This is a genomic window from Thermodesulfobacteriota bacterium, from assembly GCA_040754335.1.
GTDB lineage: Bacteria > Desulfobacterota_D > UBA1144 > Nemesobacterales > UBA2774 > 2-12-FULL-53-21.
In genome coordinates this window covers 457,760-483,462 of record JBFMCV010000002.1, presented here as the reverse complement: position 1 = coordinate 483,462, position 25,703 = coordinate 457,760, and the positions used below count along the sequence as shown (strand labels likewise).

Genomic DNA, 25,703 nt, shown 5'->3' with positions numbered 1-25,703 from the left:
TGAACTCGTTTCAGGATCTATTCAGGATCTCGTCTTTCGTGCTCTAATTCCCTCCTTAGAAAAAGGAGGGTCAGGGAGGATTTTCTTTTAGCATTCTGATATAGTTAGCTCATGCTAAACTACAACAAAAACCTGAAGCCTCTCGCACAGAAGCTCAGAAAAAATATGACCGATGCTGAGATACTCCTCTGGTCTAAAGTTAGAATGAAGCAAATTGCGGGGCTACAATTTTACAGACAAGCAATAATTGGAGACTATATCGTAGACTTATATTGCCCGGCAGCCAAGTTGGTCGTGGAAATCGACGGTGGACAGCATTATTATGGAGAAAAACAAGAAAGCGATCAAATTCGTGACAATAAATTGATCCGTCTCGGCTTGAAAGTATTAAGGTTCTCAAACCTCGATGTGCTGCAAAATATTGACGGCGTACTTGAACAAATCTATTTGAATTTAAATCCCCCTGTATCCCCCTTTGTCAAAGGGGGAGAATGATTATTCTCCATTGATTGAGAAGTAACTCCTCTCCTTAGCCTTTCATTCCCTCCTTAGAAAAAGGAGGGGTAGGGAGGATTTTTCCTTTTCTATGCTTGGCCATCTATTGATATGGCCCATTGTACAAATTATCCTTTATTCTCAGTGTAAAAATTATCGGTGCGATAATGGCGACAAAAGAAAAGGAAATAATAGTCTTATTCGATGAGTTTGGAACTCCCACATTCAAGAACAATAATACGAGCGATTATTTCTTGGGTGTAGCTGTGTTATATGAATTATCTGACGAAGATCAAATATTCAACGCTCTTGATAGACTTATGGGTTTATCAAACTCAACATCATTGAAAAATGATAGAATTGAGAATCAAAGAGCAGTGAATATTGCGAAGCAAATATGTCAACATAATTTATACATAACAGCAAAATGCATAGATTTGGCTAATAACATACTACGAAATAATACGGAAAATTATACTTTATTCGGGAATTTCAGTCGTCGTATATTCAGGGGAGTAGATGAAAGGAAGGATGCACACTTCCTCCACAGTCAAATTCTAGGAACATGCTTATTCGATGTTATTTCAAGGTTCTTAGAAAAAAACACTGGTAAGCATAGATTTGAAATATTAATAGATAATTGGAATTATCCAAAAACAGATATACACATTATTGTCGATTATTCTACAGAAAGTCTTCAACAACGCCTCAAAGAATTACACGACATTGATACAAAGACTGATACACAAATATCTCTTGAGCCAATAAAGTTTTTAAGTTCACCTAATGACAAAAGAAAAAGATTCATAGACGTATTGACCAGTATAATCAGCAGGTCATTATTAGCACAAAACAATCCTAAGTTTGATCTTCAACCAGTCAACGAACTAAGACTAGGTTTAAACAATAAATTCGTGTTTGACCATATGACAGCAGAATTAATTAATTTCACCCATGATGTAATGTACAACGACATACAAGAAACCAAAGTTAAAGAAAAGTCTAAAATCATCATATAAACCCCCCTCCCCCCTTCCTTCCGTCTCGAATCAGCATTACAATTAGTCAGCCTGTCGTCAGGGATAGCCGGGCGGTAATGCTCGCAATTCTCATCCGATCCCGTCCCTCCGTACGTACCTGTATTAAAGGGTAGTTACAGCGGCGGCACATCCAAAAAAGGAGGATTTTCCATGCGATTTACGGAATTCACTAGACTGTCTTCTTTAATCATCCTCGCTTCATTTATGGCGCTTCTCATTAACGCGGGCGGCGGCAAGACCGCACATGCCCAGGCGACGATAACCATAAACAACTACTGCTCTGAGACCATATGGGTCGGGGCTGTCCCCGGCATAACCTCGGGTACCATATCGGGCGGAAGTGACCCCGGGGCCATAAGCACGCTCAGCGGATGGGAGCTCGATCAGAACGCCACGGCCACCGTTACCGTGCCGAACAACTATTCGGGTAGGTTCTGGGGACGGACTGGTTGCAGCTTCAACGCGTCTGACGGCTGCACCGGTCAGACCGTGAACGTGAACGGCAACAATTACGTCATAGCCAACTGCTGCGACACGGGGGGATGCACGGACGGAGGAGGAAACTTCGTGCTCAACTGCGTAAATCCGGGCCTGCCGCCGGCGACGCTCGCCGAGTTCACTCTCGCTTCAGGGGTTGGAGGACAAGATAATTACGACGTCAGCATGGTCGACGGCGGCAACGTCGCGGTCGAAATAATCCCTAACTCCTCCGACTACACCTGCTCCGGCAACAGCAACTGCATATTCACCGGCAATCTTCCGGGCACAAGCTCGTCCACCTGCACGCAGGATTCGGACTGCTACCAGCTCTTCGGGTTCGGCTACAAATGGAAATGCGACCCCAATCTGAACATGTGCGTGAACCCCTTCTTCTGCGGGAGCCCCGGCTGTACCGACACCTCCGGATGCGCCCCTAGCGGGCTCGCGCAGTCAGACCTCCCCTCGTCCCCGTGGACGGGCTCGTCGGGACTTGCCGTCTCCCAGGCGAACTGTCCTTCCGAGCTTATATTGAATAGCGACCAGAACCAGGGAACGACCTACGCCGGCTGCTTTGCGCCCCAGAAATTCTGCAGGCAGGCGTGCTCGCAGGACGGCGACTGCGGCCCCCCGTATACGTTCAACTGCGGGGCTTCGGGCTACTGCGAGCAGTCGAAGGCGAACCCCGTCATACTCGGCGCCGACTGCGACACAGCTACCACGGACGGCATCACCACATACGGCAACCTCTGGGCGTGCTCGGGGCCGAACGCGGGCTCGTGTTTCACGACGGGCACGACCGACTCCAACTGCTGCGGGTGCCCATCCTGGGCGCCGGGATATCCTAACGGCGCGCCCGACGGCGCGTGCGTGGCGGGGAATAACTCCGACTGGCAGTCCATAGCCCAGCCTGTCGCAGTGGTATTCAACACATCCAGCCCGACTTCATACGCATTCCCTTACGACGACGCGATAAAGCTTTTTGCTTGCCAGAATTCAGGAAACCAGGCCGTCAACTACACGGTCAACTTCTGCCCGAACGATACGGACGGGGACGGCGTGCAGAATTCGGGCGACGCGGACACGGACAACGACGGGGTCATGAACAGCGCGGAGTCCGGGAACCAGGCCGTCACAACGAACGCAGAGGGCGACCTCGTCGGCACGCCGAACGACGCGGACGCGGACGGCATCCCCAACAGGCGCGACCTCGATTCCGATAACGACGGGCTCACGGACCATTACGAGTGCGGCGGATCAGGCGACGCGGACGACGACGGCGAGGTCGATTCCGATGTTGACGCGAACCAGAACGGCCTTCCGGACGAATACGACCCCGCCGAGGGAGGCAATATGCTCAAGTGCGCGGACACGGACGGGGACGGTATAGCCGACTCGCACGACATTAATTCCGACGACCAGGGCGGGTCCGATTACGAGGAGAACGGCGGAACGGACGCTGACGGCGACGGGCTGCCGGATTCGACCGAAGACTCGAACGGTGACGGGCTCCTCGACATATTCGATCCGGAGAGGGGCGGAGCTCCGCTAGTGATAAGGGACTCCGACGGCGACGGCATACCCGACCAGCTCGACCCCGAGAGCAGCGGGGACAAGGGAGGGAGCTGCGCTCTCGTATTATCCCGAAGCACGGAAACACCGGCAGCGCTCCTGCCTCTCCTGTTTTTACCGGTATTAATCTATTTGAGGAGGTCCTTACGTATATATGGTAAGGACTGAAAACAGTCCGCCAAAACCGGTGTCAGGGGTATCTCTCTCTCCGTAAGGACCCCTGACACTCCTTTCTTTTCAGTCATTCTGAACTACGGTTATGAGCGTGCGCAAGAACCGGACGCCATAGGCAGAGTGCAATGCAGCTATTGTTCTCGGATAATATTGGTTAACCCAAAATGTTCAGCATCTCATTTTTGTCTTTGCCTTGATTTGTACGGCTATTTGCCGTACACTATGGATGGTGAAGGAGACCGAAGATCATGCGGACGGTTAACAATCAGAATGAGAAACCAACGAAGAAGGAACGCCTTGAGGCCAGGACTACTTCCCGCGTAAAAAGGCTGATTCAGCGTGCAGCCGAGCTCGAAGGACGTACAGTTACCGATTTCATGCAGGATTCGCTGAAAAAGGCCGCAGAGAACGTCATCAGAAAGCATGAGGAAGAAACCTTGATCAAGTTATCTAATGCCGATAGTGAGACCTTCGTCAGGACGCTTTTAAACCCGCCTGCGCCGAATAAAAAACTGAAAAGAGCGGCGCGCCTTTATAAAGACCGAACAGCAGGCAAGTGAAAAAACAGCCGGTATTTAATTTCACCATCGAACGCCTGAAGAAATCGCACAGGCGCGAGGATTTTTCCTGCGGCGACGATGCGCTCGACAGGTATATCCGGCAGCAGGCAAGTCAGGACCAGAAAAAGAACGTCGCCGCGACATTCGTTCTGGTCGATCGTGACAGCGGCTCGATCGCGGGGTTTTACACTCTGTCTATGAACAGCGTCCTTCTCAATGACCTCCCGGAGGAGACAAGGAGGCATCTCCCGCGCTATCCCGATATTCCCGCGGCACTGCTGGGAAGGTTGGCAGTGGATACGAAGTACAAGGGCCGGAGGTTAGGCGAACACCTGCTTATGGACGCCATGAGGCGCTGCCTCGATAGTGAGATCGCGGTATTCTGCCTTATAGTCGATGCCTACGAAGGCGCTGTGGAGTTTTACGCGAGCTACGGCTTCATGGAACTGCCCGGTCATGCTAACCGGATGTTTCTGCCGATGAGGACAATTGAAAAACTGCTTAAAGAAGAAACGGTTTAAACCGTGAGCCATATAAACCTCGACGGCGCCTTTGATACGGTTGTAATGAGAGGGGAGCCTCCTCCCCCCCGATTGCAATAAAATCCCGAAAATACTATAATCCCCTCAAAATGCCCCCCGTCGAAAAGCCCGCGCAAACTGCCCAGCTCCTGCCCCACAAAAAAACAGTCGTCGCGAGCTCCCTCGCCATTATCCTCGAATGGTATGACTTCTCGATCTTCGGCTTCTACGCGGTCGTGCTCTCCGAGCTCTTCTTCCCGTTCACCGACGAGACGACCGCCCTCCTCTCGACGTTCATGGTCTTCGCGCTCTCCTTCCTGTTCCGCCCGCTGGGCTCGGTCGTCATATCGAGCCTCGGCGACAGGTTTGGCAGGAAGAACGCGTTCATATTCACAGTGATACTGATGACGTTCCCGACCGTGCTTATAGGCGTCCTCCCCGCTTATGCGGGAATAGGCATCGCGGCGACGGTGCTCCTCATTATTCTGAGAATCGCCCAGGCGCTCTCGGTCGGCGGGGAGAGGTCTGCGACATTATCCCTCCTTGCGGAGCTGGCCCCGCCCAACCTCCGCGGCCTTTACGGGAGCATGTCCCTCTTCAGCACGACGGCGGGGATACTCCTCGCCTCGCTCGTATGCGGACTCGTCTCGAGCGCGCTCACGCGAGAGGAGCTCCTCTCGTGGGGATGGAGGATACCGTTCCTCCTCGGGACTGTATCCGGCGTCGCGGCATATTTCCTTAGAAAAACCGTCGAGGAGTCGGGTATGTTCCTCGACCTCAAGAAGTCGGGAAAGACGTCCGATTCCCCGGTGAGAGAGTCCCTCACCGGGCACTGGAAGCCGGTGCTCATAATCCTCGCCGCGACGATAATGTTCGCCGTGAGCTTCTACCTCATCTTCGTCTATCTCCCGACGTACGCGACCAGATACGGGGGCATGACTCTCTCGCAGATACTCAACATAAACACGCTCAACCTGGCGCTCTGCACGATGCTAGTGCCGCTGAGCGGATACTTCTCGGACAGGGCCGGGAGGAAGCCCGCACTCGTCATCGGGTGCGCGGGCGAGGTCGTCATGGGCTACCTGCTGTTCAGGGTGTTCGCCGGGGACGACCTCCCGCTCAAGATTATAGTCCAGTTCGGAGCAGGGCTCATGAACGTGCTCTTCGCGGGGGCGTTCGCGGCCTACATGGTCGAGAGCTTCCCGACGCGGGTGAGGATGAGCGGTATATCGATGGGGAACGTCATCGGGTTCTCGGTATTCGGCGGCTCGGCGCCTCTCATCGCGTCCTACCTCATCGACAGGACAGGAGACGTCACCGCGCCCGGGATATACCTGGCCGCCTCTTCGGCGATCTCGCTGATTGCGGTGCTGATGGCGAAGGAGACGTACAGAAGCGAGTTGAGGTAAGAAGAATACCACACAATAATTCCTTCCCCATTGAGGGACGGTTCTTAGCGTGCGTAAGAACCGGTCGGACCTACAACGAAGCCGATGTGTCCAATCGACTTCAGCCTCAATGCTGCCTAAACCAAATTAAGGTGAGGATGGGGGTGATACCTTTTGTAGGAGCGGCTTCCAGCCGCGATAATAAAACCTGTCGTTGTGAGGAGCGACTCGTCCGGCGTAGCCTCTTGTCCTCCGAAGCCTTGGCGGAGGAGGATGGCGAAGCCGGAAGTGACGCGGCAATCTCATCCTCTATCATTATATTTATCATTATATTCCCTCCTTTGGCAAAGAACGGATGCGAACGAGTGAGCATTCGGACGCTATTACAACAAAGGCGCTTAAGCGATTCAAATCCCGGCTGGATGTTTATTAAGACCAAATAGGTAGGGAGGATTTATATTTATTTTTCCTTTTCTTTATCTTGTCCAATTTAACTTGAAAGACTTAATCCCCCTAAATCCCCCTTTTTCTAAGGGGGAAAATGATTTTATCATTCCCGACCCTGAATAGATCCCGTATCAAGTACGGGACATGGTTCAGGGCAGGCGCCGATCGGGAATCTCGCCTTTGTGGTTTCATTCCATCGCGGGTGGAAGCCGCTCCTACTATGGAGATGTCATCTCGCTGCAGACTTCGCTCGAGTTATACGCGGAACCCGCCAAACGTAACCCACCCTACTCAATCCTCTTCCCGCAATGCGGGCACACTTTGACCTGAGCACCCCTCCTCCGCATCTCCTCGACGAACCCGGACGCGATAATACCCGCCGGTATCGCGAAGAGCGCGATTCCGAGTATGGACACGCACGCGGCGACGAACTTCCCCAGCGGCGAGAGCGGGAGCACGTCCCCGTATCCGACCGTGCTCAGAGTCACGACGGCCCACCACATCGCTGCCGGGATGCTCGAGAACGCCTCCGGCTGCTGGTCGTGCTCGATGTAGTACATGAGGCTCGACGCGAGTATGATGAGCATGAGGACGAGTATCGCAGAGACGATTATCTCTCTCTTCTTCGCGCCGAGCACGTTCCCGAAGAGCTTGAACTCGTCCGCGTACCGGGTCATTTTCAAGAGCGTCAGCAGCCTGAGCACGCGGAGGAACCGGAGGTCGAGGTGCGTGATGAACGGGAGATAGAACGGGAGTATCGCGACGAGGTCTATGAGAGCGAACGTCGAGAACACGTATCTTATCCTGCCCGTGACGGGATGGCTGTATCTCTCGTCGACCGTGCACGTCCAGAGCCTGAGGATATACTCCACGGTGAATATCACGACCGAGATGATGTTGAATACGCGGAAGAACCCGCCCCACCTGGCGGAGACGCTGTCCATGGTCTCGAATATCACGGCAAGGACATTGAGCACGATGAGACCCATGATGAAGAGCACGAACACCTGCTCGGCGAGCGGGCTCGTGTCGTCGGGCTCCATCACGTCGTGGATCCTGTACTTCAGCTTTTCATACATCCGCGTCCAATAATTCTAAGGACTTACGCCCGGCATTTCAAGACAGCCCGGAAATGGGAGCCCGGGCCTTCCCCTTGCCTCCTCCGCCCCTTCATATATCCTTACTATCCGGTATATGAGAATACGCCTCGCGCACGTAAGCATCACCGCCAAGGACCTCTCGAAGCTGAGGGAGTTCTACGAGAAGGCGCTCGGGTTCGTTGAGACCAAGCCCGAGAGGGAATTCTCAGGCAAATGGCTTGATAAAGGCACGGGAGTACCCGGCGCGGGGATAAAGCGGGTGCATCTGAAATTACCGGACGATGAGCCGGGCAGCGCGCTCCTCGAAATAATAGAATACACGGGGAAAGCCGGAGCGAGCGCCACCCCCGCGGCGAATACTCCCGGATTAAGGCACGTCGCTTTCGAAGTCGAAACCCCGGAGGAGCTCGCGAGGATTCACAAGCTCGTTCTCAAGAACAGCGGCGGCAGGCTGGGCGAAATCTCGGAGAAGGAAATAGACGGCCTCGGCACGGTCACGTTCGTCTACATGACCGACCCCGAGGGGAATATCATCGAGCTGCTAAACTGGCGGACTTGAGGATGTCGACCGACCGGACTAACAGCCAAGAAAGGTGCATTCTTCTCTTGTCTTTGCGAGCGGAGCTAACGAAGTTAGCGCAACGTGGCAATCTCATGAAAAAGTTTAGATGCTGAAACAAGTTCAGCATGACAATAAAGCGAGATTGCTCCGATAATATCCCCTCCCCCTTTTTCTAAGGGGGAAATTGCTATCGCTTCTAAGTCTTAATTCCCTCCTTTGGAAAAGGAGGGTTAGGGAGGATTTTCGTATTCGCCCCTACTAACACCTTCCGTGCCGATCACTTCGAGCGGGCTTTCTTGTAGACGATCGGCGTGCGGAGCCTGCCTCCGTTCATCTCGTACTTATCTGTGGTCATCATCCTGAGCTTGTACTTGGAATCGTAGCCGTTCGTGCAGTCGTTACAGGAATAACTCCTCCTCACCTTCCTGTAAAAATGCACGGCCTTCCTGCATACGGGACACACGCCCACGTACTTCCCCCTCGGCATGACGAGACCGTCGACGGGCGCGCACCTCTCTGGCCTGCACCCTACCCTCCTCGCGACCTCCCTCCACCCGTTGTCGTGGTTGGTCTTCCCGGTCTCGATGTAGTGTATCGCGTGCGCGATCTCGTGAAGGAGCGTGTCCTTCATCACGGGGTAAGGATTCACGTTCATGAACGCGAGAGAGAGCGATATTATCCTCCTCCGGGGCTTGCAGTAGCCCAAGTGCCGCCTCTGGTTCGAGAACACCAGCCTCCAGTCTTCGAGGCCCCATTTCTCCTGTTCCCTCGCCCAAATTCTCGCTATCTTTTCACGGGAAGTCATATCGGACAGGTTATTATTATACCGTGTATAATGAATATGGAAGGGACAATTTGCATGGCCGAAAAAAAATATTATTTCGTGCTTTCCATACCCCGCGGCGAGCTCATCGAGTACTCGACCAAGCTGAGCTCGTACATCTCGAAGTTCTTCCCGGGGAAGGCCAACCCGTTTACGCTTAAGCCATTGGCAATATTGGAAAATGAGGCCGTAACGAAGATCTCCATAGAGTGTTCGGAGGAGGAGATAAGGGAGTTCGCCGGGCGCTTTTTCGAGGGCGGATACGAGCTCCGCGAGCAGGATAGCGGAGAGGTGGAAATCGTCCGCACAGGGGGCTTCGCCGAGCCCTCCGCCGGCACAGGCGACATCACCAAACACTAGCGCACACACGTAGTGTGTTTTATGATTCTGCCGAGAATCTTTTGCACGACCGGCAACATTTGCATATCCCGTTCATGCTGAATCTTTAATACTTCCCTCCCCCTCACAGAGGGGGAGGGATCGGGTGGGGGTGTAAATTATGATCCTGTCATTGCGAGTCCTTCAATTACGCTCAGGATAAACTCCGCGCGGCAATCTCATGAAAAAGATGAGATCCTGAATAGATCCCGGAACATGTCCGGGACAGGGTTCAGGATGACAGGAAAAGAAACAATTCCCTTCCCCGCGATATCCAATATACTTTTCCAGAGTGAAGAAACAGTCCCTCGCGTCACGCATCAAGCACGAAGTGAACGTCTACAGGCGGGTGATAACCCACCCCCGCTGCCCGAGGTTAGCGCGCATATGCCTCGGCGCGGCCGTCGCCTACGCTCTCTCGCCCGTGGACATCATCCCCGATTTCATCCCGGTGCTCGGATACCTGGACGACATAATCATCCTCCCCGCGCTCGTCTTCATCGCCCTCCGCTCGCTCCCCGAAGGGCTCGTCGACGAGGTCCGCGCGGAGATGATGAAGGAGAGCAACGCTGAGTGAACATCGTCCTGTTCGTCCTTATTAATAACTCCTTGCCCCTTGAGGGACGATTGTGATGGACAAGAGCAATCGGTCACTACCGCAACAAAGTCGGGGGAGTTGCTCAATCCCTACTCGTCGTTGCCTGACCCAAATAAAGGTATGGATGGGGGTGATACCTTTCACTTACTCATCCAACAACCCCCGATCGTCCTAAGCTTGTCGAAGGACAGAATTATAAATCCCCCCGAACCCCCCTTTGCTAAAGGGGGGAAATGGTATGTCTAATGCCACGGATATAAAGTCAGAAGAGAATAATCAATCCCCCACGGCTTCCATCCCCGGGTCGGGGGCCATGGTGCAGCAGTAAAAGACGCCGTTGAGCGTGTAGCAGTTCTCGTCCGGATCGGCGCAGGGCTTTGCGGGATTGCAGTCGGAGAGCGTGCAGACGTCCGATATGTCGGGGTCGTTCGGAGCGAGAGGGAATTTCTCGACGTCGCTGTCGTCATCATCCGCAAACGCAAACGGGACAGCAAGAGATAAGATCAAGATTATGACTAGGAATACTTTTCTCAGGTCTTTGAGTCCAGGCATCGTCTTCCGCTCCTTTCGGGGAAAGTTTTAAAGCGGGGAAAACCGGCTCCATTCCGCCCCCCCCTCAGAATTCTAACGCCTGTCCCCGTCTAACTCAACTGCTTTGCGACTCTATTTCTATATCGAAGTCGATTATCGACCTCGCGCCGCTTCCTCTATACGTGCCCGTGAGAGGAGCCGCCTCTTCGGGTATCACTCCGGCGGACACCGTTACGTGCTGGTCGGCCGTAGCGAGCCCTTCCGAGGGGTCGTATCCCCTCCAGCCTCCGCCCGGCAGGTACACCTCGGCCCACGCGTGGAGCTGCCTCTCGTCGCCCATCATCTCGTTCTCCCTGTACCCGCTCACGAAACGCGCCGCTATACCCACGGCCCTGCACGCCTCCATAAAGAGGACCGTGAGGTCCCTGCACGCCCCCCTCCCCGTGCCGAGCGTTATCTCTGCCGGGTAAGGAGGCCCTTCGTGCCTGACCAGCTGCTCGAAGTTCTCGTATATGCGGTTATTGAGCGCGGTGAGGAACGGCAGTGTCTCTACTCCCGACTCGTCTATCACGTCCGCGACGAACTTGTCGACCTGCCCTTCGGGCTCCGTGTTGCGCATGCAATAGGGCCTGAGCGATGGGACGTAGTATTTCGGGTAGAAGACCGGTAACTTCATCACGGAATGCTCCGTGATGACGTAATCGAACGGATTAGTCCTTAGAGTCTCGACCTCGGAGCGCGTCGTTATCGTCAGGTGGTCGTGCTTCCCCGAGAACCACACGCAGGTGCTGTCGTTCCCGGCGACGTCCACTATGTCAGTGATGCCGTCGGGCACGGGGTCTATGTCTATCTCGAAGCTGATTAGCCTCTGCGAGCCGTCGCTCTTGGGCCTTAGCCTGATAGTCTGCGGGTCGAGGAACACTTGCTCGGTATATTTGTATCTCGTCGTGTGTTTTATCCTGATAATCATCGCCGTACTCCCGTTGTTTGTCATATCTTTAGATGTCGAGTAAATCGAGGACAAATGTTGCCCCATTCCCTTCACACTCCTGCGGGAGTGACGCCCGTACAACCCATCGATCCTTCGACTTCGCTCAGGACAGGCTCCTGCTCAGGGCGAACGGGTATGGTTGAGCAGAGTCGGTGAATAGGACCGTATGCCCGCGGGTGCTCACCCGCCGCCGAGCTTGGAGAAAGCCGCCTCCACCCAGTCGTGTGGGAGCTCTCTTATCGCCTCCCTTATCCGCTTCTGCCACCATTCGGAAATCTGTATCAGCTCCGCCCGCTCGTACCTGTGCTCCACTATGTCGTACGTATCCGCCCTGTAGAGGACCACGTCGATGGGGAAGTCGACGTCTATAGCGCTCGTCCTCGTGGCGTCGAACGCGAGGTAGCCTATCTTGAGCGCGGTCTCCATGTTGAGCTCGTAGGATAACGCCCTGTCCATGATGGGCTTCCCGTAGCTCGACTCGCCTATAAGGTAATAAGGGGTCCCCTGCCCCACCTCCACCCAGTTCCCCTGCGGGTAGAGCATGTAGAGTTTATGTTCATTGTCCTTCTCGAGCTGGCCGCCTATGATCGAGAAGAGGTCGAAATGGAGCCCGCTTTCCTCAAGGGCCTTCTTGTCCTCGTCTGCGACGCGCCTCACCTGCGCCGCGAACGCGTTGACGGCCTTGTATAATCTGTCGAACGTGCTGTCGTCGTGGTCGAGCACCTCGCTGAAGTACGTGAGCGCCTTGTCCCTCACAGAGCGGAGCCCCGAAGTCATGAGGAAGAGCGAGTGCCTGCCGTACTGGTGTATCGTCACCTTCCTCGCAGTAATGCTCTCTGCGCCCGTAGTCACGAGCGTATCCGCTATCCCCACCAAACCCTTTCTCACCTTCATGCCCACACAGAACGTCACTCTTCCATACCTCCTGCTGTTTTGAAAGCTGCGGGACGCGCAGCGAAAAACGTATCCTTTATGGAATCCCCTATGCCGTTGAGCTCTATCTGGAACCTGTCCAGGTATTCATGCAGCCCACGCTTTATTATCTCGTCAATGCGCGCGTAGGTTAACTCGGCGTGAAGCCTGCCCATACGCCTCTCGGCCTCGTTCTGGAACATGCCCGCGGGCGTGCCCGTTATCGAATGGAGCGACGCCTCGGCCATTATCACGCAGTAGAGTATCGCGCGCGGGAAGTTCCTGTCGAGGAGCAGGAACTGCACGACCGACTCGGGCGTTATCTGCTCGTACTTCCTCCTGTACATGTCGAGCGCGCTCGCCGATTTGAGCAGCGCCGCCCACTGGATGTTGTCTATCGGCGTCCCCACGTCCTCGGGCTTGGGCAGGAGTATGAAGTACTTAACGTCTATTATACGGGACGTCTTGTCCGCGCGCTCGATGAGCTTCCCCATGCGCGCGAAGTGCCAGTCCTCGCCCCTGTTCATGGTCGAATCCGCGATCCCCGCGTAGAGGTGGCTCTCCGACTTCACTCTCTGGTAGAAGTCCTGCGGCGTGTCGACGGCGACGCCGCTCAGCGCGGAGTCCCTGACGAAATAGTAGAACTTGTTTATCTGCTCCCACATCTCGGACGAGATTATCTCCCTTATCGACCTCGCGTTCTCCCTCACCATCGTGAGCGTGGAGAGTATGGAGTTCGGGTTCTCCCTGTCGAACGTGAGGAAATCGAGCACGTTCTCCCGGGTAGGCACCCCGTAGCGCTCCCTGAACATGTCGAGGTCGCCCGTCGTGCTGACGAGAGGCTCCCACTGTCCTTCGTCCGTATGCATGTCGAGCATCAGGTGGAGGCTCACCTCTATGAACCTCGCCACGTTCTCAGCGCGCTCCATGTATCTCGACATCCAGTATATGGAATTCGCTACTCTGCTAAGCATATATATCTTCTTTAAAGAGTTTGATTTCCCGCTTTCGTCATCATGACCATGTCCTGAGCCATGTCCCGGACTCCGATCCGGGATTTTTTCAGGATCTATTCAGGTTCTCATCTTTTTTATGAGATTGCCGCGGTCGCTTACTTCGCTCCCTCGCAATGACACCTCTTTTTGTCATCGCGAGGCTCCGTAGCCTTGCGCGAAGGAGCCGTGGCGATCGCTCTCTTCTTGTCACCCTGAACCATGTCCTGAATTTATTTCAGGATCTATTCAGTGTCTCATCATCTAACCCATTCGATCCTTCGACAAGCTCAGGACGAACGGGTTAGATATCAAATCCTCTGCAACGATATTCTTAATTACATATATCTTGTTTTTCACGGGAGAAAGTGGATCGACGCGGCCCTTGGGTATCAGTCCCTGAGCACCCACGTGTCCTTGCTCCCGCCCCCCTGAGACGAGTTTACCACCAGTGAACCCTTCTTGAGCGCGACCCTGGTGAGCCCTCCGGGCATGACGTATATGTCCTCGCCGTAGAGCGTATAGGGTCTGAAATCCACGTGCCTGCCCTCGAAACGCTCGCCCGCCAGTATCGGGACTCTCGATAGCGACACCGTCGGCTGCGCGATGTAGTTGCGCGGGTCTTTAAGTATCTTGACGCGGAACTCCTCCCTCACGCTTGCGCTCGCCTTGGGCCCTATCATTATCCCGTACCCGCCCGATTCGTTGGCGGGCTTGACTACAAGGCTTTCCAGGTTCTCCAGAACGTATTTCCTGTCGAGTTCCTCCCAGCACACGTATGTCGGGACGTTCGGCAGGATCGGATCCTCCCCCGTGTAGTATTTTATTATCTTGGGCACGTACGCGTAGATTATCTTGTCGTCCGCAATGCCGGTCCCTATGGCGTTGACTAACGCCACGCGGCCTGACTTGTACACGTCCATTATCCCCGGCACGCCCAGGAGCGAGTCTTCCCTGAACGCTAGCGGGTCTATGAAGTCGTCGTCGATGCGCCTGTATATGACGTCCACCTTCTGGAGCCCCTTGGTCGTCTTCATGTAGACGCAGCCGTCAGTGACGACGAGGTCGCCCCCTTCGACGAGCTCTATGCCCATCTGCTGTGCGAGGAACGAGTGCTCGAAATATGCGGAGTTACATATACCCGGCGTGAGCAGGACCACGGTCGGAGACTGCAGCCCCCCGGGCGCCATGTACTGGAGCATCTCACGAAGCCTGTAGGGGTAGTCGTCGACGGGCCTGATCTTCAAGTCCTCGAATATGCGGGGGAACGTGCGCTTGAGCACCTCCCTGTTCTCGAGAACGTACGAGACGCCGGAAGGGCACCTGAGGTTGTCCTCGAGCACGTAATATACGCCGTCCCCTCCCCTCACGAGGTCCGTTCCCGAGATATGGCACCAGATGCCGCGGGGCGGCCTGAAACCTTCGCACTGCGGCCTGTAGCACTTGCTGGTCTTTAAGAGATCTTCCGGCAGCACGCCGTCTTTCAGTATTTTCTTTTCGTTGTAGATGTCGTCTATGAACAGGTTGAGCGCGTATATCCTCTGTTTGAGCCCCTTCTCCAGCGCCTCCCACTCGCGGGCCTCTATGACCCTGGGGATAATGTCGAACGGGAATATCCTCTCGGTCCCCTCCTCCTCGCCGTAGACAGTGAAAGTTACCCCCATCTGGAAGAGCCGAGCCTCTGTCGCCTTCTGCCGCCTCAGCAGCTCGCCTCCGGGGAGCTGCTCGAGCCTCTTGAGCAGCACCGACGCGCCTTCCCTCGGACTCCCGTCCGCGTGGAAGTACTCGTCGAAAAAACCTTCTGTGTCATAGTCCTTGTAATACATGACCATACCTCTAGTCTAACATTTTCTCGTCATCCTCTCATTTTTGCTTCTCTCAACCCGCCGCCGGCCGCATCCGGCCGTCCCCGGTTTCTTTTAATTTTCCCCGGGCCAAGAGAGACAGGGGGGATGGCCCGGGGATAGGCTAAAGGTGTGTCTGATTAATAGTCCGGAGCGGCCCGCGTGAGTTTCCCGGCCGCATAAAACACCCGGAGACGGGAACACCCGCATATTCCCGCCTCCGGCTACATAAGGAGGTATGAAGAAATGAGATTATATTCGTCATTGGAGTCAATTCATTCCCACTGCTTTGGGCCTCGCGTAAAAATCGCCGTCCTCTTTCTCCGAAACGGACCCGCTGTAATCGCCGGGCGAGTCGGCGAAGCTCCCGCTTACCAGCTTCTTCTCGATGAGGTACGGTATCTTTTCCTTTATCTCGGGGTCGTACGAACATACGCCCGACATCAGGAAGCCCAGGAGCGATATGTCCGTGAGGTAGCTCACGTTCGCCTCGATCACGTCCTTCGGGTATTGCCCTTCCTCCGGCTGACGGAGGTTCATATGAATGATTTCCCTGAGAGAGCGCCCGGCTTCGAAGACGTCCTTTCCGGGCTCGTTCTGCCTCATCCACACTCCCAGGTTGAATGCTGCCTTTATCGAGTTTGCCGCGCTGTCGTTGTCCATCGTCCTTTCCTCCTCCATAGAGTTTTTTCAGATGCTTTCCGACCCGTCCCCCCTTTTAACCCGCTAAAGCTCCTCATTACCGTACGCATTTGCGTATATTTTAACCCAAACACGCACGTATTTATAATAGGCAATTTTCGTGCCAATGTTGAAAATAAAGGGTTTTTTCGGCGATTTTTATTAGATTCCCAGACTTTACAGTTATTAGCAGTTGCAAAAGAATTGTGAAGGGATGGTGAAATTGCCTATATTCTATACATAGCGGGTTTATTTTATAGGCATTCCGGCCGGAATTTAAGCTGAGTACTTAAGAAATTGGTTTATCTGTGCACCCATTTGCCCTTTATTTATAATTCCTTCCCCCTTGAGGGGGAACTGCTTCGAGCGAGCGAGAAGTAGGTCGCTCTCGCAACAAGAGCAACGAAGCATCTAAACTGCTGGCTCGACGATGCCTGAGCCAAATAGTTAGGATGGGGGTGATATTTCCTTAATAATGCAAGAAAAGACGAGATGCTGAATATTTTGGATTAACAAATTATATCCGAGGAGCAATCTCTACGTTGCATTCTTACTATGGCGTCCGGTTCTTGCACCTGTTCAGAACCGTAGTTCAGCATGACAAAAAAGAGTATCGCGGCTGGAAGCCGCTCCTACAGTTATTTGTCTTTTGATTCCCCTCTCTTGTATCGGGAATCCATACCTTTAAATCAAAAAAAGAAACGACGAGATGCTGAAACGAGTTCAGCATGACAGCAAAAAAGAAAAACCCGTTCGTACTGAGCGTGTCGAAGTATGAACGGGTTACAGGACATTATCTCGCATCAGACAGCAGCTGCCCTTCTCTTATTGTTTCCGCTCCCGCGTCGCATAGTGCAATTCCCTCTTCCGCAATCAGCCAATGGCGTCCGACTCCTTACTTGCTCGCAGTCGTCTCACCGTGAAGAATATTCCAATGAGCATCAACCCCGCTGCCGCCGCGATCATGCCCCACTCGGAGAGCGTCGGAATGTTCGGCAGCGCCTGGTTGGTAAAGGTACATGCGGAGAAACCTTGAGACGAACAGCTCGCCACGACCCTGTTTTCCTCATCCACGGATACACTGATGCCGGGGCCCCCGTCTTCGCATTCGACATCGATCAGCTGCCATCCCTCGAGAGGCAGCTCGGTGATGACAACCGTCTCGCCGACTACCAAAAACTCATTCGTAGAGGTTCCGGCGGGCAGGGAAAATTCATGGTCCGGGTCCGCAGTAGATTCCGTAAGAAAATTGAATGACAGATCGACGGGCGGTATCGCCTCTTTCGTTATCCCGATCGAACAGCCCGATACAGGAGGCCCGGCTGTCGCCTGGCGTGGGTGTACAGCAAAAACGAGAACGAACAACGCACACAAGCAGACCACGGATTCCGTACATCTTCTCATTTCCCTACTCCTCCTTAATGTATTAAATTAAATGGGCTTAGGGGACTTGCCGGCTATACGAATCGATCGGCCGATCCTGCAAAAGCCGTAATCCGCACTGAATTAGCTCCTATTATAGTACAGCCAGGCACCGGAGTAAATATGAATATTGCAGGTACAGACGAATTGACAAGCCGCCTCGTAGGAGCGGCTTCCAGCCGCGATAGAAACCCGTTCGTCTTGCTTGCCGGGCGAAGGATGGAAATATTAAATCCCCCTGCATTTGGCGTTAATAACAGAGTCGTTGGAATAAAGGGCTCATTTGCCATCATTCAACTCTGACCAATTCCTCGCTCGTTCGGAATTGTTCCCCTTTACGAAAGGGGGAAAACAAAATTCTCTGCTTTAAATTCCCTCCTTTTGTAAAGGAGGGACAGGGTGGATTTGTATTTATTGTCATTGCGAGCGCAGCGCGGCAATCTCAGACAGATAGTGACGAGCCAGCGGCGGAGCCGCGCCGACCCCACATTACGGGCTCTCTTCCCCGCCGCACCCGATGGCCTTTTCGGCGCACGTCGAAGGGTCGGACCCCTGCTCGCAGAGAGTCATAAAATAAGTGCACATGCTGTGGTCCTTGATTATGCCGTCCTGATTGTTGAGACCGTATGTCAGGAGATCTGCGCCTATCGAGATAAGATTGCATTTGTCCGCGCTGAAATCGGGGAGCGCGGGCAGCGGCACGCCGAACTCTATCTGGTACTCACCGCTCACGTGGAAGTACGAGAAATCGGGGCAGTCGAGACCGAGCGGAGGAAGCTTGGGCACGACGTCGTTCGTGTTGACGATCCGCCAGCTCACGCGGTTAGTGCCGTATTCATCCTCGTACGCGCTTACGAAATCACTGTTCCCCACCGCGGGCCCGGCGAAGTTGTACATTAACACGTTCTCTATCGAAACCTTCTGCGAGAGATCGGGGAAAGCGAGCACCGCCAGCGCTCCCCCGAGGCTGTGTCCCGTAATGTACAACGTGTCGTAGCCACCCGTCATTACGAGGTTGTCGAGCACAGCGAGAATGTCCTGCTCGACGGGGTTGTCGCCCGTGCCCTCGTACGTATCGAGAAACCCCTGGGATACCCTGCCGCCGTTGTCGATATAGAAATAATCCGTCTGCAGGGCGAGAGCGTCCGAAAGAGCGTCCGAGGGATTTGACGTACCCCTGAAGGCGAGGTATATGCCGCTGCCCTCGGTCGCTATGAACGCCATGGGTACGACGCCGAAGTCATCCTTGCATGTGCTGTTAAAAGTGGTATCGACGGATTCGTAAATTACCTCCCGGAGCGTCCAGGGAGAAGGAACTGTTATCGCGTCCTTTCCTGAATCTATGCACTCTTGCAGCTGATTGTAGGCTACCAGGCTCAGCTCGCCGAGGTCGATCGCCGTTTCGAGATCGAAAGGCGGTTTTTGGGGCGGGGGCTCTTCACCGAAGCCTCCTCCCCCTCCGTTATTGCATCCTCCCGCTATTCCGAACGAGAGCGCCAGTAAAAGCGCTATACCAATTAGTCTTCCATTTCGCATGCCATCCTCCGATCCGTGGTCTATTAATTAATAGAATAACCGATGGTAACGCACAAGGATGAATTTCATGAACATACGCTGAGAGCCCGGCTCTTACGGAGTGCTGGCGATCTGTTGCGTGACTCCCGCAGGACCATCTTACACCTCCCCCTCCGCTGGTGTAAGATGTTCCCACTATGAACGCAGTCAGGTTCGGATTTTATGCGGGAATATTATGGACGCTCGTATCGCTCATACTTATCGTAGCGTCCGTGATGATAGGCTACAGGTTCGCCTGGGTGGAGCTCGATTTCAGGATTCTCTCGGGCGCGCTGTTCCTAGCCGCGAACGCGCTCGGGTTCGGAGACAGCGTGAGCGGCCTCGCGTTCTACGCGGAGACCGGGCTCCCGGTAACTCCGCTGCACGTAATCTTCTGCGCGGCGGTCTCATTCGCCGACGGATTCGCGAGCGGCTTAGTCATAGCGCTCATATATAACGCTATCAACCGGGGCAAGGGCGGAAGCATCGTCAGGAAGGCGTTATCTTTCGGCGTTGCGGCAGGCATCGCGCTCGGCGTTGCTTCGGTACTCCTCGCGCTTACGTGCATGACGTACGGCGTGGGCATAGTGTCTTTCGATTTCACAGTGAGGCCCGTGTGGCTCGCGTTTTACTTCTGGTCGAAGCTGGGGGTTCCCGACTTCCTCCTTCCGCTCCGGGATTCGTACATGTATTTCCCCAAAAATCTCGCGGGCGCTCTCGCCTGGGCCGCGTGGGGTTTCATCGACGGCCTCGTCGAGGGTACGGTGATCGCTTACCTGTTTTTAAAAGTGCGCGAGGTTTTCCGAACGTGAGAGCCTGGGAATGATTAACGATCCGCTGCGCGGCGTCCCGCTGTTCTGTTGTATAACCCGTTCAATCCTTCGACAGGCTCAGGACGAACGGGTTTTTCTTCCACTTTCCCAAGAAATACTACACACCCGTATGTCCGCGGCGGCCCCGCCGCTCAGCAGTCGGGTAGTACCCCCATCCTCTTCTTCATGAGCTCGGCGATCGATGAGGAGCGCTCCTTCGCCTTGACGGCGGTCGGGCCTTGGAAGAGCTCGTCCACGGTCCTGTGGAAGAGGAAGAGCCATCTCGTGAAGTACTGGTTCTTGAAGGGGACCTTCTTGTGGAGGTCTACGTGGACGTTCATCGCCTGCGCTCCTCCCTGATAGACCGGGTTCTGGAACAGCACCGTCTCCCAGAAATCGCTAATCACCGGAAGGTGGCTCTTGAGGTCGATCTTCGCGTAGTAGGTGAATATGAACCCGATGACGGGGTCCTCCATCATTCGCTCGTAAAACCTCTCTACGAGGAGCTCGACGTCTTTTCTACACGTGATGTCCTTCATGGCAGGGTGTTTCTCTTCCGCAAGGATTTTACCAGATTTATTCAGCACTTCCAGTTGTGAACGGGCTCATGCTTTATTGTCATTTCGAGAGCAGGGGGAGAAATCCAGTTTTTTTAAGTTGTCATTCTGAACCATGTCCTGAACTTGTTTCAGGATCGTTTCAGAATCTCGTCTTTTGCTTTTTCAACTCCTTCCTTAGAGAAAGGAGGGCGAGGGAGGATTTTTTCTTTCAGCATCCGCTCATCCTTCGATCCTTCGACTTCGCTCAGGACAGGCGCGCAGTTAAGTATTATTATGGCTCCATTATTTGGCTAAGCTAAGGGGTGACATAAGGTTTGTATACGTGCGCAGGTTCTGCGCCTCAGGACGAATGGTCATAGAACACCATCCCTCCTCCTGTATCCCGCATCCTGCATCTCGCACCCTCCCCTACCCCCTTTATTTCCGACGATCATTTGTGTTAGAATTTTATCGTTGACCGGCGAACGTTACCGGCAGCGTTTACAGTCCTCAGGGGATCAGCAGGTACGGGCCGGTTCATGATTCATACACCGGGGGTAAAGCGATGACCGCAGAGCCGCAGTTATCCATGCGCGAGATAGACGAAGACACGGTGCTGCGCCGCCTGATGGAATGCACGGCGTCCGCGACGGGCGAGAGGTTTTTCTATTCGATCGTCGAGAACCTCTCGAAAGCGCTGGGGACGGAAGGAGCGTGGGTCACCGTGCTCAACAAGGAGAAGCGCACGCTCAAGGCGCTCGCTTTCCTTATGAATGGAGAGTGGCTCGAGGACTACGAGTACGACTTCACGGGGTCCATTTGCGAGGAGGTCGTGATGGCCGACGAGCTAGTCCACCATCCCGACAACGTAATGGACATATACCCTGAGAGCGACACGCTCAAGTCGTTCAAGGCCGTGAGCTTCATGGGCGCGCCGCTCAAGGACTCCGACGGCGTGACGCTCGGCTACCTTTCCGTGCTCGACACGCGCCCCATACACATGGACGAGCGCCTGCTCGGCATATTCAACATATTCGCCGACAGGGCCGCGGCCGAGCTGTCGAGGATCAGGGCCGAGGCCACGATAAGAGAGCGCGAGATGAAGCTCTCGAGCCTCTTCGATTCGGCGATGGACTCGATAATAGAGCTCGACTCAGGGCTCAGGATCAACCTCGTGAATTCCGCCGCCGAAAAACTGTTCGGGTTCGGACCGGGAGCGCTCTCGGGCAACGACTTCACGCGTTTCCTCTCGAAGGAGAGCCGCGTGAAGCTCGCAGAGATCATCAAGGACCTCCACATGCGTCCCGACGGAAGGAAGTACGTATGGATACCGGGCGGCCTCGAAGCCGTAACGCATTCGGGAAGCAAATTCTCGGCTGAGGCGACGATATCCGCTTACGAGGCGGGCAAAAAAATCTTCTACACCCTCATACTCAGGAACGTGAACGAGCGCATAGAGGCCGCGAAGCGCATCCACTCGCTCATGGACGAAGCGAAATATCTGGAGGAGGAGATAAAGGACCTGGGCAACTTCGACGAAGTGATAGGCAGGAGCGCACCGATGGCTGAAGTCATGCGGGACGTCAGGCAGGTCGCCGGGACCGGGAGCACGGTGCTCATACTCGGCGAGACCGGCACGGGGAAGGAAGTGATAGCGAGGACGATACACGAGCTCTCCGGGAGGAGCGGGAGGCCGCTCATAAAGGTCAACTGCGCGGCGATCCCGGCGCATTTAATAGAGAGCGAATTCTTCGGGCACGAAGCGGGCGCGTTCACGGGCGCGACCCGGAAGCGCGACGGCAGGTTCACCCTCGCCGACGGCGGCACTATATTCCTCGACGAGGTGGCAGAGCTTTCCCTCGACCTCCAGGCGAAGCTCCTGCGCGTGCTCCAGGAAGGGGAGTTCGAGCCCGTGGGGAGCTCGAGCACGAAAAAAGTGGATGTGCGCGTGCTCGCGGCCACGAACCGCGATTTGAAGAAGAGCGTCGGGAAAGGGGAGTTCCGGGAAGACTTATATTACAGGCTCAACGTGTTCCCGATAAATCTTCCGCCTCTCAGGGAAAGAGGCGAAGACGTAGGGCTTTTCGCGCAGGCGTTCGCCGAAAAATTCGCGAGGAGGATGGGACGGGAGTTCGAGCCGCTGACCGACGAATGCATCAGGAGGCTCATGTCCTACTCGTGGCCGGGGAACGTGAGGGAGCTCCAGAACGTGATTGAAAGGGCTGTCATCACATCCCGGGGGAACCGTCTCGACCTCGATCGCGCCCTGCCGGAAATGTCGCCGCCCGCGGCTCAGAACGGCGGAAACCCCGGAGAGGCCGGGACCGGGGCGCCTGTGCTCACACTCGACGAGATGAAAAGCATGGAGAGGGAAAACATACTGAAGGCTCTCGTCACCGCCCACGGCAGGATTTACGGAGAGGGCGGCGCAGCGTCGCTCCTGGGAATGAACCCGTCGACGCTGCGCTCGCGCATGAAAGCGCTCGGAATAAAGAAGTACGATAACGGCGGGTGAGCGTTAAGGGCGAAGTGTGTACATTAATATTCCTGTCATTGCGAGCAACGATTGCGATGAATAAGAGCAATCGGTTGCCTTCGGCTGATTGCAAGAATGCTAAAGTATTGATGCTAAAGAGTCACACAACCCAAATTACGGAACGATAGTGAGTGTAGCGCGGCAATCTCCTGAAAAATATGAGATCGCCACGTCGCACTATATTATTATCACTTCATTCCAATGTATAGGAACATAATTGCCTTTTGCGTATGGCGTCCGATTGCTCACTTGCTCGCAATCGTTGCTCCTCGCGATGACATAAAAGACTAACACCGGCGTGTAATTTCACGCTCCCACACTGCGAAATCTCGCGCACCTCTGAAAACCGCGCCCTCCCCCTGTCAGCCGGAATTCATGCAACCCCCCGCAGGCACGCACGAATTTTCAAACACATCCTCATGGCACATTTAATGCACATAAATATTAAAAACCTTAACAGGAGGTGTTAAGAAATGAAGAAAGCATATGTCATCGGTATCGTTTATGTACTCCTGGTCTTTGTCCTCTCCGTCCTGTCGATTTCTATGCTCGCGGAAGCCCAGGAAGGCGCGCTCGACGGCAAGACCTTCACGGGCGAGATGGGCGAGACGGGCAAGGACAAGGGCGACAAGGACGAGCTCGTCTTCAAGGACGGGAAGTTCAGCTCCGTAGCCTGCGAGAAGTACGGTTTCGGAGACGCCGCTTACACGACCACGACAAGCGGCGGCACTACCACGTTCGAGGCCGACACCGTGAGCGCGAAAGAAGGGAAGATGCACTGGTCGGGCACGGTGAAGGGCGACGAGCTCACGGGCACGGCCGTGTGGACCAAGGAAGGCCAGGCGCCTGTCGAGTACTGGTTTAAGACCACGCTTGCGAAGTAGAAGTCAACTCCTTCGCAGAGTAGATTTATCACCCCACCCTAACCCTCCCCCCTCAAGGGGGAGGGTAACTAAAACGTCCCCTCTCACTTCTTCATAATCTCGGCCATGGCCATCGAGGAAACGGGAGTGATGGACGACGTGCACGTCATCATCCCCGGCTCGAGGAACTTGACGATGCTGTTATAATCGTCGGTCTCGACTATATAGACGATAGTATGAGAGCCGTGCTCGACGTACACGTTTTGCAAGGTCAGCCCCCTCACCTTCTCGTTTATCAACACCTTTCTGAAGCCGCCGATGTCCTTCGGACAGTCCTGCGGGTCGTGAAGCTGAGTGATCATGAATTGCATTTTAACCTCCTTGTGCAGATCGTTTATCGTACATTTTAGAGCGCATATTAGTTGCCATCAAATGCCCAGGCGCAACCTGCATGGATAATTGATATTATGATTTTATGAGATATCCGAATGAAAAGGAATGTCAGCTTCCCTGACAAGTTTCCGGAAGTTTCAGGAAAGAGCCGAATGACCGCACGAATCGTTATATTTCACGTTCAATTGCCGCTAAATCTCACGGTTTGTTTTATCCCGCGCTGTGTCATATCGCACGATGACTCGCATAATAAACTGTAATCACGTAATATATATTAGTCTGTAAATATCTGGCACAGTCCCTGCACATAATTCAATTAAAATCCATTTCCGACAAGGAGGCAAGTAAAATGTCAATCGATCAGAACAGGCTTAACGAGCAGCTGGGGAAAGCGATAGTGGACTTCGGAGGCACTTACCACGCCGCACTGACTGTAATAGGGGACAGGCTCGGTCTTTACAAGGCGTTAGCCGAGTCAGGCCCCCTCACCCCGGCGGAGCTGGCGAAGAAGACGGGCACGGCGGAGAGGTATGTGAGGGAGTGGCTCTCCTGTCAGGCCGCGGGCGGTTACGTGACCTACTGTCCCGAGTCCAGGAAATTCTGCCTCTCGGAAGAGCAGGTGTTGATGCTGGCCGACGAGACGAGCCCGGCGTTCCTGCCCGGCGCTTTTCAGGTGGCGGTATCGGCAATCATGTCACTTCCCGAGATCGAGAAGCGCTTCAGTACCGGCGAAGGGTTCGGATGGCACGAACACAAGCACGGCGTCTTCGAAGGGACCGAGCGGTTCTTCAGGCCGGGCTACGCCGCGAATCTCGTGAGCTCATGGATACCCGCGCTCGACGGGGTCGAGGACAAGCTGAGGAAAGGCGCGCTCGTCGCGGACGTCGGGTGCGGGCACGGAGCATCGACGATTCTCATGGCGAAGGCCTATCCCAAATCCACGTTCATCGGCTACGACTACCACAAGCCCTCGGTCGAGTGGGCTCGCAAGGCCGCGCGCGAGGAGGGCGTGTCGGGCAATACGTCGTTCGAGGTCGCCGCATCGAAGGAATATCCGGGGACGGACTTCGACCTCGTCACGTTCTTCGACTGCCTGCACGACATGGGCGACCCGGCGGGCGCTTCGGCGCACGTGCTGAGGTCGCTATCGAGTGACGGCACGTGGATGATAGTCGAGCCATACGCGAACGATAGCCTGGAGGACAACCTTAACCCCGTGGGCAGAGCGTACTTCGGAGCGTCGACATTCATCTGCACCCCCGCGTCTCTCGCTCAGGAAGTAGGCGCGGCGTTAGGCGCACAGGCGGGCGAGGCGCGTCTCAGGGAGGTAGTGACCAAGGGCGGGTTCACACGCTTCAGAAGGGCGGCAGAGACCCCGTTCAACCTCATACTCGAAGCCCGGCCGTGAAAGTTGGATACGGCAAATATACCAACCCCGCAAAAAAAATTCCCTCCCCCTATTCAGAGGGGGAGGGCCCGGGCGGGGGGGTACATTAAA

General features: G+C 54.6%; 25 protein-coding genes. 13 read left to right on the top strand and 12 right to left on the bottom strand.

Going from position 1 to position 25,703, the window contains the following annotated elements:
* Positions 1-111: 111 nt before the first annotated feature.
* The 6 genes from AB1598_05640 to AB1598_05615 all read left to right on the top strand — a co-directional run bounded on the left by AB1598_05640 (position 112) and on the right by AB1598_05615 (position 6,248).
* Positions 112-495, top strand: coding sequence for a DUF559 domain-containing protein (locus tag AB1598_05640; protein ID MEW6144483.1), 384 nt, complete (start codon positions 112-114; stop codon positions 493-495).
* 167 nt (positions 496-662) lie between these two features.
* Complete coding sequence (locus tag AB1598_05635; GenBank protein ID MEW6144482.1) at positions 663-1,514, top strand: hypothetical protein; 852 nt, start codon at positions 663-665, stop codon at positions 1,512-1,514.
* Positions 1,515-1,685: 171 nt separating this feature from the next.
* Positions 1,686-3,752: a thaumatin family protein gene (locus AB1598_05630; GenBank protein MEW6144481.1), complete on the top strand. Its 2,067-nt coding sequence runs from the start codon at positions 1,686-1,688 to the stop codon at positions 3,750-3,752.
* Between the two features lie 254 nt (positions 3,753-4,006).
* Entirely contained in the window at positions 4,007-4,318 is a 312-nt protein-coding gene (locus AB1598_05625; protein ID MEW6144480.1) for a DUF1778 domain-containing protein, read from the top strand.
* Entirely contained in the window at positions 4,315-4,839 is a 525-nt protein-coding gene (locus tag AB1598_05620) for a GNAT family N-acetyltransferase (protein ID MEW6144479.1), read from the top strand. Before AB1598_05625 ends, AB1598_05620 begins: the two co-directional genes overlap by 4 nt.
* Positions 4,840-4,949: 110 nt before the next feature.
* On the top strand, positions 4,950-6,248 hold the full coding sequence (locus tag AB1598_05615) for an MFS transporter (protein MEW6144478.1): 1,299 nt from the start codon (positions 4,950-4,952) through the stop codon (positions 6,246-6,248).
* Positions 6,249-6,961: 713 nt separating this feature from the next.
* Here AB1598_05615 and AB1598_05610 read toward each other — a convergent pair.
* Positions 6,962-7,753: an ion transporter gene (locus AB1598_05610; protein MEW6144477.1), complete on the bottom strand. Its 792-nt coding sequence runs from the start codon at positions 7,751-7,753 to the stop codon at positions 6,962-6,964.
* A 115-nt stretch (positions 7,754-7,868) separates the two neighbouring features.
* Here AB1598_05610 and AB1598_05605 point away from each other — a divergent pair, with 115 nt between their 5' ends.
* On the top strand, positions 7,869-8,333 hold the full coding sequence (locus AB1598_05605; GenBank protein MEW6144476.1) for a VOC family protein: 465 nt from the start codon (positions 7,869-7,871) through the stop codon (positions 8,331-8,333).
* A 280-nt stretch (positions 8,334-8,613) separates the two neighbouring features.
* Here AB1598_05605 and AB1598_05600 read toward each other — a convergent pair whose 3' ends face one another.
* Positions 8,614-9,141, bottom strand: coding sequence for a SprT-like domain-containing protein (locus tag AB1598_05600; GenBank protein ID MEW6144475.1), 528 nt, complete (start codon positions 9,139-9,141; stop codon positions 8,614-8,616).
* A gap of 54 nt (positions 9,142-9,195) precedes the next feature.
* Between AB1598_05600 and AB1598_05595 the strand changes: the two genes are divergently transcribed.
* Entirely contained in the window at positions 9,196-9,519 is a 324-nt protein-coding gene (locus tag AB1598_05595) for a hypothetical protein (GenBank protein ID MEW6144474.1), read from the top strand.
* Positions 9,520-9,829: 310 nt separating this feature from the next.
* On the top strand, positions 9,830-10,114 hold the full coding sequence (locus tag AB1598_05590) for a YkvA family protein (protein MEW6144473.1): 285 nt from the start codon (positions 9,830-9,832) through the stop codon (positions 10,112-10,114).
* A gap of 297 nt (positions 10,115-10,411) precedes the next feature.
* Here the strand turns inward: AB1598_05590 and AB1598_05585 are convergent, their stop codons facing one another.
* The 8 genes from AB1598_05585 to AB1598_05550 all read right to left on the bottom strand — a co-directional run bounded on the left by AB1598_05585 (position 10,412) and on the right by AB1598_05550 (position 19,044).
* Complete coding sequence (locus AB1598_05585; GenBank protein ID MEW6144472.1) at positions 10,412-10,687, bottom strand: hypothetical protein; 276 nt, start codon at positions 10,685-10,687, stop codon at positions 10,412-10,414.
* A gap of 94 nt (positions 10,688-10,781) precedes the next feature.
* Positions 10,782-11,636 (bottom strand): transglutaminase family protein, encoded by an 855-nt coding sequence (locus AB1598_05580; GenBank protein MEW6144471.1) that lies wholly within the window; start codon positions 11,634-11,636, stop codon positions 10,782-10,784.
* Positions 11,637-11,837: 201 nt separating this feature from the next.
* Positions 11,838-12,569, bottom strand: coding sequence for a peptidase (locus AB1598_05575; GenBank protein MEW6144470.1), 732 nt, complete (start codon positions 12,567-12,569; stop codon positions 11,838-11,840).
* Entirely contained in the window at positions 12,566-13,543 is a 978-nt protein-coding gene (locus tag AB1598_05570; GenBank protein MEW6144469.1) for an alpha-E domain-containing protein, read from the bottom strand. The genes AB1598_05575 and AB1598_05570 overlap by 4 nt, the downstream gene beginning before the upstream one ends.
* A gap of 410 nt (positions 13,544-13,953) precedes the next feature.
* The gene (locus AB1598_05565; GenBank protein ID MEW6144468.1) at positions 13,954-15,387 is read right to left on the bottom strand and encodes a circularly permuted type 2 ATP-grasp protein; all 1,434 of its coding nucleotides are present in this window, start codon (positions 15,385-15,387) and stop codon (positions 13,954-13,956) included.
* 288 nt (positions 15,388-15,675) lie between these two features.
* On the bottom strand, positions 15,676-16,068 hold the full coding sequence (locus AB1598_05560) for a hypothetical protein (protein MEW6144467.1): 393 nt from the start codon (positions 16,066-16,068) through the stop codon (positions 15,676-15,678).
* An 891-nt stretch (positions 16,069-16,959) separates the two neighbouring features.
* Complete coding sequence (locus tag AB1598_05555; GenBank protein MEW6144466.1) at positions 16,960-17,490, bottom strand: hypothetical protein; 531 nt, start codon at positions 17,488-17,490, stop codon at positions 16,960-16,962.
* A 507-nt stretch (positions 17,491-17,997) separates the two neighbouring features.
* Positions 17,998-19,044 carry a lipase family protein gene (locus tag AB1598_05550; GenBank protein ID MEW6144465.1) on the bottom strand — a complete coding sequence of 349 codons (1,047 nt, stop codon included), beginning with the start codon at positions 19,042-19,044 and terminating at the stop codon, positions 17,998-18,000.
* 176 nt (positions 19,045-19,220) lie between these two features.
* Between AB1598_05550 and AB1598_05545 the strand changes: the two genes are divergently transcribed.
* A complete protein-coding gene (locus AB1598_05545) occupies positions 19,221-19,874 on the top strand; it encodes a hypothetical protein (GenBank protein ID MEW6144464.1) in 654 nt (217 codons plus the stop codon).
* Between the two features lie 152 nt (positions 19,875-20,026).
* On the opposite strand, the gene AB1598_05540 is transcribed toward AB1598_05545, so the two are convergent.
* The gene (locus AB1598_05540) at positions 20,027-20,413 is read right to left on the bottom strand and encodes a group III truncated hemoglobin (protein ID MEW6144463.1); all 387 of its coding nucleotides are present in this window, start codon (positions 20,411-20,413) and stop codon (positions 20,027-20,029) included.
* 565 nt (positions 20,414-20,978) lie between these two features.
* Here AB1598_05540 and AB1598_05535 point away from each other — a divergent pair.
* Complete coding sequence (locus AB1598_05535) at positions 20,979-22,928, top strand: sigma 54-interacting transcriptional regulator (GenBank protein ID MEW6144462.1); 1,950 nt, start codon at positions 20,979-20,981, stop codon at positions 22,926-22,928.
* A gap of 494 nt (positions 22,929-23,422) precedes the next feature.
* Positions 23,423-23,833, top strand: coding sequence for a hypothetical protein (locus AB1598_05530; GenBank protein MEW6144461.1), 411 nt, complete (start codon positions 23,423-23,425; stop codon positions 23,831-23,833).
* An 83-nt stretch (positions 23,834-23,916) separates the two neighbouring features.
* On the opposite strand, the gene AB1598_05525 is transcribed toward AB1598_05530, so the two are convergent.
* Positions 23,917-24,174: a DUF3303 family protein gene (locus AB1598_05525; protein MEW6144460.1), complete on the bottom strand. Its 258-nt coding sequence runs from the start codon at positions 24,172-24,174 to the stop codon at positions 23,917-23,919.
* A 380-nt stretch (positions 24,175-24,554) separates the two neighbouring features.
* Between AB1598_05525 and AB1598_05520 the strand changes: the two genes are divergently transcribed.
* A complete protein-coding gene (locus AB1598_05520; GenBank protein ID MEW6144459.1) occupies positions 24,555-25,613 on the top strand; it encodes a class I SAM-dependent methyltransferase in 1,059 nt (352 codons plus the stop codon).
* The last annotated feature ends 90 nt before the right edge of the window (positions 25,614-25,703 follow it).